We start from the raw sequence: 6,784 nt of genomic DNA, 5'->3' as shown, positions 1-6,784 counted from the left end.
GTCCCCACGCGACTAGTCGCGTGGGGTGGCGGGCCGCCGACGGAAATCAGTCGGGCGCCGCCATTGCCCGGCCGGGCCGTTTGTGGGCCGCTCGCCCTCTCGAAGGCCGAGGCGCGGTCCCCTGCCGAATAGAGAAGGCTTCTTGTATGCCGCTACGGAACACGAGCGCCCGCCCGCTTCTCATCCCGGCTATGCAGCCAAAGCCATGAAGCGGCCGACGTCGTCTGCAGCCAGTTGCCCGTGAAGCCGTGCCCGCAATGCATCCAGCCCGCACGAAGTGAGGTCTTCGTTGAAGTCACCCATCATCGGCGAGAGCGTGATGGTCTCGATTCCGGCCGCCAGCGCCCGTTCGACGAGCCTGTCTCGTGCGCTGTCGCCTGCCGGATCATTGTCGCGCACGATATACAGCCTGCGCAGATGGGCCGGGAACAGGAAAGCAGCGAGGTGCCCGGCCGAGAGTGCGGCGGCCATCGGCATCTGCGGCAGCAATTGCCGCAGCGACAGAATGGTCTCGATGCCTTCTCCCGCCGCGATGACATCTTGTGCCTTTCCGAACCGGACGGCGTTACCAAGTAAGTCCCCCATGGCCTTGCGTGGCGGATCACGCGGCGCTTTGCCCGACCCGTCACGCGCGAGCCAGGTACGATGGGCGCCGGTTATGTCGCCATCGAGATCGGTGACCGCCGCGATTATCGCCGGCCAGGTCTCGGTCGGCCCTTCATGCTCGGGCCGCCAGTAGCAGTTCGGATGGAAGCGCAGCGCGCCGGTCCCCTGCAAATACGTAATGCCGCGTCTCCGCAAATACGTCTCTGCGAGCGTGCTCGTGATCGGTTGTGCGATGCGCCAGAGCCGGCGTGCGGCCTCTGCCGAACCCGATATAGCCGGGGTTCCGCGACGCCGCCCGGTGGGAACTGATTCTGGATGGGGAAGGCTCAGAAAGCGGCGGGCTTCCGCAGCGACCTCGGCGAAGTCGAGGAGACCGAGGCTTTCGCGGATTACATCGAGCAAATCACCATGTTCGCCGGTGGCGGCATCGGACCATTTACCCGCCGGCCCCCTGGCGCTGTCATGCAGCCGCACGAACATCGAGCGTCCCGCGCAATTGCGGACGTCGCCGACCTGCCAGTAATGGCCCTGTTTATGGCCATTCGAGAGGTAGTGACGGCAAACCGACTCGGCCTGCCGGCCGAGACGCTGCGCCAGATCGGTGGCGTAAAGACGGGACATCAGGCCGCCTCCCGTTCGGCAATGCGTTCGATCGGGAAGCGCTCGACAAGCTTGCCGATAATCCCGGTGCCGGCTGCCCCGACCGGCACAAAGAAGCGCAATTTCCACGATATGATTTCGCTGAAGAGCCCATAAGCGCGCAGGCGTTCGCGCATGGCATCGCTGAAGCCTGTAAGTTCAATGCGGTGAGCCCCCATGACCCGGACGCGGCGCAGTTGCAGCCCTTCGGCCAGGTCGAGGATTGTGCGCCCGTCGATCAAAGCGGCGTAAGCCTCATTGGCTGTCAGGCTGACGCTTTCTGTGGTGGCAACGCTGGCTGCCCATGCCGGCGAGACACGGCGGCCGATGATGCGCTCGCCGTCATCGGTCTGGAGCCGATAAACACGGGTGAAATCCTGCGGCAGCCGCTTCCAGACCGGCAAGAGCAATCCCGCCACGATGTAAAGGGTGCCCTCGGAATAGGCCGGTACCTGCGCGACTTCCCGGTTCCACATGGCCGCAAAGCTGCCCCGATCGGCTTCGATCCAGCGCGTTTCGCCCATCGCCCGAAGAGCAAAGGTCGTGCTTTCCATCGGCCGGAGCAGTCGTACGCGCGGCTCAATCTCGCCATCGTCCAGCATGACACTGGTGGTGGGGACCTGGACGGCGGCGCGGGCCGAGCGTTCATTCACCAGCAGTTTTGCCCGCGGATCGGTCAGTTCACGCAGGGCCGCATTGAGCGACATCGGCCTGTTGCGCTTGCGCTCGCTGATTGAAAGCAGCCGGGTCTCAGCGCCAGTCGCGGGGTGGGTGTAAATGACCTGACGGCCGGTCAGAGTGAAGCTTTCGGCGCGGAGCGTTTCGAGACCAAGATCGTATGTGCCGGAGGCGATAGCCCCGTCGACTCGCGCCTGGAGGAGCTGCTCGAAAGCCGAGAACAAGATGGCCTGCAGGTCGATGGTCAGCGCCAGCAGCCGGTTGAGAAAGGTGGTGATCGGCGGCAGGTCGTCCTTGATGCCGTTCGCATCCATCAACTTCAGACCGGTCATCTGCTCGAAACGGCCGAGCGAACAGCCTTGCACCTTGCCGCGCACGATCAGCATATAGAGCTGCCGCAAGGCATCGCGGGCATAGGGGCTTTCCAGATTGTCCTCGGGCCGAAAGAGGCCCTGACCTCCGGTCTGGCGCTGACCGCGCGTGATCGCGCCGAGCGTGTCGAGACGCCGTGCGATGGTCGAAAGGAAACGCTTCTCGGCCTTCACATCGGTCGCGATGGGTCGGAACAGCGGCGGCTGCGCCTGGTTGGTGCGATTGGTGCGGCCCAGCCCCTGAATGGCCGCGTCTGCCTTCCAGCCCGGTTCGAGAAGATAGTGGACCCGCAGGCGCCGGTTCCGCGCCCCGAGATCGGCATGGTAGCTGCGCCCGGTGCCGCCCGCATCGGAAAAGACCAGAATGCGCTTGCGATCGTCCATGAAGGCGGCGGTTTCGGCAAGGTTCGCGGAGGGTGCGCGGTTCTCGACCGCCAGCCTTGCCGCTGAGCTTTCGCACTTGCGGATGATCCGGCGCGAACGGCCCGTGACCTCGGCCACGACATCGGTCCCAAACCGCTGCACGATCTGGTCCAGGGCGCCGGGAACGGGCGGAAGGCAGGCCAGGTGCTCGATCATCGCGTCGCGCCGGGCAACGGCCGCCCGACATTCGACGGGCTGGCCATCGCGAAATACCGGCCGCGAGGAGAGATTGCCCTCGCTATCGGTGAAGGGTTCGTAGAGCTGCACCGGGAAGGAATGGGCGAGATAATCGAGTACGTATTCCCTTGGCGTGATGTCGACGCGGACGTCGTTCCATTCCTCAGCCGGCAGTTCGGCGAGGCGGCGCTCCATCAACGCCTCGCCGGTCGAGACGATCTGGATGACGGCGGCATGCCCGGCCGCAAGATCGGCATCGATGGACCGGATCAATGTCGGGGTTTTCATGCTGGTCAGCAGATGCCCGAAGAAGCGCTGTTTCGCGGATTCGAAGGCGGATCGGGCGGCGCTTTTGGCCTGGCGGTTCAGCGCACCGTCGCTGCCAGTGATGTTGGCCGCCTCCATCGCCGCATCGAGATTATTGTGAATGACCGCAAAAGCGCCGGCATAGGCATCATAGATGCGGCGCTGCTCGTCCGTCAGCCGATGCTCCACCAGTTCATATTCGACGCCATCGTAGGAAAGGGACCGCGCGGTATAGAGCCCAAGTGAACGCAGATCGCGCGCCAGCACCTCCATCGCCGCCACGCCGCCAGCCTCGATCGCCTCAACGAACTCGGCACGGGTGGCAAAAGGGAAATCCTCGCCGCCCCAGAGGCCGAGCCGCTGGGCATAGGCGAGGTTATGCACCGTCGTTGCGCCCGTGGCCGAGACATAGACAATCCGGGCATCGGGCAAGGCGTGCTGGAGCCGCAGCCCGGCACGCCCCTGCTGCGATGCCGCGATAGTCCCGCGTTCTCCCTTGCCGCCACCGGCGTTCTGCATGGCATGGCTCTCGTCGAAGATGATGACACCGTCGAAATCCGATCCCAGCCAATCCACGATCTGCCGGACGCGCGAAACCTTCTCGCCGCGATCATCCGAGCGCAGCGTGGCATAGGTGGTAAAAAGGATGCCTTCCGACAGCGTGATCGGCTTGCCCTGCGAGAAGCGCGATTGCGGCGTGATCAGAAGTCGCTCCATGCCGAGCGCCGACCAGTCGCGCTGCGCGTCCTCGATCAGCTTGTCCGACTTGCTGATCCAGACCGCCTTGCGCCGCCCGCGCAGCCAGCTGTCGAGGATAATCCCGGCCGATTGACGGCCTTTGCCGGCTCCGGTGCCATCACCGAGCATGAACCCCCGGCGGAACCGTACAGCGCCTTCTGCGTCCGCGGGCGCCGCGCTGACCGTCTCGAAGGTTTCGTCCACGGACCAGGCGCCGGCCAGATAATCGGCATGGGCCTCACCGGCATAGATCACTGTCTCGAGCTGGGCATCGGAGAGGCGCTCGCGGATGTCGGCAGGCAGGATCGGCCGATAAGACGGCTTTGGTGGTGCAACCGACGCCATCGCAGCCGATTGGACAAGCTTGGTTGGATGTGGCTGTGCACCGGGAATCCGGATCGACTGCAATCCGTATTGCTCATAGATCGCATCGCTTAGTCGCGTGCCCTCGGGCGGTGCCCAGTCCACCGTCTCATAAGCGAGCTCGACGCCCTCGGGATCGCCAACTGTATCGGTGACGGATCGCACCGGGGCCACGCCCGTGCGATAGCCGCGCACTGTCTTTGGCGCGGCCGGGATGAATTCCCGGCATTTCGGGCTTGCGACCGGCAAGCGTGGTGGAACTTGCGCCTCGATCCAAGCGAGCAGCGTCGCAACATCGGGCGCAGTGCCGGATGAGGGAGAGAACTGAGATGGATCTTCGGCCGGCGTCTTGTCGATAACGATCAGGCGCGTCGCGAAGGTCGTGCCATGCTTTGCGTATACCGATCCGGCGATGGCAGCGCTGAAGACAAGGCGGCCCTGCTCTTGCAAGCGGACGAAAGCATCCCGCCAGCCAGCTTGATCAGGAGCAAAATTCGCTCCTGTTATGGCTACGAGCCGCCCACCATCGGCCAGCCGCGCCAAAGCAGAAGCAACATGGCGGAACGCCGTGTCAGCCATTCGTCCCGAAACATTGGCCATCGCCGAGAATGGCGGGTTCATCAGCACGACCGAGGGGACGATTGCCGGTTGGAGGTGATCGTCGATCTGTGCGGCATCGAAGCGGGTTGTGGAAACAGCCGGAAAGAGGGAAGAAAGCAGCTCAGCGCGGGTATCGGCGAGCTCGTTCAGCACCAGCCTGCCGCCGGCAATCTCGGCCAGGATCGCCATGAGGCCGGTTCCGGCCGACGGTTCCAGCACCACGTCACCGGGGGTGATTGCGGCGGCTGCCATGGCCGCGAGACCGAGCGGCGCGGGCGTCGAGAATTGCTGGAGCGCCTGGCCTTCCTCGGATCGGCGCGTGTGGGTCGGCAACCGGTCCACGATCCGGGCAATTGCGGAAAACCGTGTAGCCGGAGACGCGGCTTTCCGGAAAAGCGCCTTTCCGTATTTGCGTAGGAAAAGGACTGTGGCGACTTCGCAAGTCTCATAACCCATCTTCCAGTCCCAGGCGCCGGTCGAATCGGAAGCGCCGAAAGCCGCCTCCATCGCATCGCGAAGCGTGGCGGCACTGACGTGCTGGCCGCGTTCCAGATGGCCAAGGAGTGTGGTTGCCGCAGCGAGGATGGCGGGCGCTGCGGCTAAGGACGTGACCGGATCGGTCACGGGAGACACCATATTCATGGAAGGGAACCTCGGGAGAGCGGAAACGGGAAAGCCCGGACTGCGCTCTCTCTCGACCGCCCAGGCTCACCCATTCCGGCGGCCCTCTCACTCTGGCTGGAGCGACATGAAGAGCGCCCCGACCATGAGGCGGGGATGCTTCAAGCGGGATCAGCCGAAACGAAGTCCGCCTTCGGTGAAGGTGTGGCCATTGGCGAGGATGGTCTCGTCCACCACCTCATCCGAGGACAGGTAGTCATATTCGCGCTCGAGCTGGCGATAGAGCCAGCGGGCGAGATCACGCAGCGCCTCGGCGACGACGTCCTCCGCGTCGGCGGTCATGTCCTGCCAGTTCGGGCTGGCCCGCTCTACCGCAATGTCCATGCAGTATTCGTGGTAGTAATGGCCGCGATGACCGACGTCAGCGCGAAGCTGATAAAAGTTGCGCCGCTGGGCATCCTGAAGCGCATCTGCGATGCCATGCAGCATCTCGTCCTGCGGCGCGTAAGCCCGGATCGCGGCAGAGGCGTTCCTGCAGTAGGAGTAGAACCCCTCCCAGCACGCGCCGTCACCTTGCGACCAGAAGCCCCGGAACCAGATGCAGGGTTCCTGCCGCGATCCGCCGCCCATCAGGCGAGCGGTTCGGGTCTTGAGGCGGATGCCGAGGATCTCGGCGATGCGCTGGAAATCCTCATAAACGGCGTCGTACCAATCGTAGTCGAAGCCGCCTTCACGATACCAGGCGCGGGCCTTGTCCTTCGCCGTTTCGGAAAGTTCGTCGAGGCGATAGACTGTGGTTTCGATGATTTCAGGCATGGGGATCGCCTCCCTCCAGCACGGTCGAGAGCCAGCCGTCGGTATAGATCCAATCCACTGTCTCGCCGGTCGAAAGATCGAGTACGTGTGCGCCACCGCCGAAGCCATCGAGGCGCGGCTTCGAGCAGGTGTTGGCATATTGGAAGCCCCACCGGCCCTTGAGCTCGAACACGGCGGCGCAGCGCCTGACGAATTGGATAACGTGCTCGGGATCGCCGGTGGGATCGTCGCGTATCCAGAGCTGCGTACCGCCATGTTCGGGCTGGATCGACAGCAGGAAGCCATCCGATGAGGGATCTTCGGCTGCATTTTCGTCCGCCAGCGCATTATAGAGTTCGAGCGCACGGACAGCGTTCTCAGGGGTGCCTACATCGAGCAGGCAGGAAAAATGGGTGTAATAGTCAGCCATGACGGCCTCCGGACATGAGGAGGCCTGGCGCAGGACC

The 6,784-nt window shown here is 64.1% G+C and carries 4 protein-coding genes; all 4 read right to left on the bottom strand.

All coding sequences use genetic code 11. The annotated features are described in order from the left end of the window. Positions 1-189: 189 nt before the first annotated feature. Positions 190-1,227: a DUF7146 domain-containing protein gene (locus IE243_RS17285; RefSeq protein ID WP_189489594.1), complete on the bottom strand. Its 1,038-nt coding sequence runs from the start codon at positions 1,225-1,227 to the stop codon at positions 190-192. Continuing rightward, on the bottom strand, positions 1,227-5,543 hold the full coding sequence (locus IE243_RS17280; RefSeq protein ID WP_191320639.1) for a strawberry notch-like NTP hydrolase domain-containing protein: 4,317 nt from the start codon (positions 5,541-5,543) through the stop codon (positions 1,227-1,229). The genes IE243_RS17285 and IE243_RS17280 overlap by 1 nt, the downstream gene beginning before the upstream one ends. A 150-nt stretch (positions 5,544-5,693) precedes the next feature. Further along, the gene (locus tag IE243_RS17275) at positions 5,694-6,338 is read right to left on the bottom strand and encodes a DUF8835 domain-containing pootine (protein WP_132010642.1); all 645 of its coding nucleotides are present in this window, start codon (positions 6,336-6,338) and stop codon (positions 5,694-5,696) included. Beyond that, positions 6,331-6,747, bottom strand: a complete 417-nt coding sequence (locus IE243_RS17270; protein ID WP_104959419.1) for a hypothetical protein — start codon at positions 6,745-6,747, stop codon at positions 6,331-6,333. The genes IE243_RS17275 and IE243_RS17270 overlap by 8 nt, the downstream gene beginning before the upstream one ends. Positions 6,748-6,784 lie beyond the last annotated feature (37 nt).

The organism is Camelimonas fluminis (assembly GCF_014656355.1).
Classification (GTDB): domain Bacteria; phylum Pseudomonadota; class Alphaproteobacteria; order Rhizobiales; family Beijerinckiaceae; genus Camelimonas; species Camelimonas fluminis.
The sequence above is the reverse complement of the archived record's forward strand: the minus strand, read 5'-3'. Positions and strand labels throughout refer to the sequence as shown.

Excerpts from the sequence above, each read along its gene's own strand:
- IE243_RS17285 (WP_189489594.1), bottom strand. The coding sequence starts at position 1,227 with ATGTCCCGTCTTTACGCCACCGATCTGGCGCAGCGTCTCGGCCGGCAG.
- IE243_RS17280 (WP_191320639.1), bottom strand. The coding sequence starts at position 5,543 with ATGAATATGGTGTCTCCCGTGACCGATCCGGTCACGTCCTTAGCCGCA.
- IE243_RS17275 (WP_132010642.1), bottom strand. The coding sequence starts at position 6,338 with ATGCCTGAAATCATCGAAACCACAGTCTATCGCCTCGACGAACTTTCC.
- IE243_RS17270 (WP_104959419.1), bottom strand. The coding sequence starts at position 6,747 with ATGGCTGACTATTACACCCATTTTTCCTGCCTGCTCGATGTAGGCACC.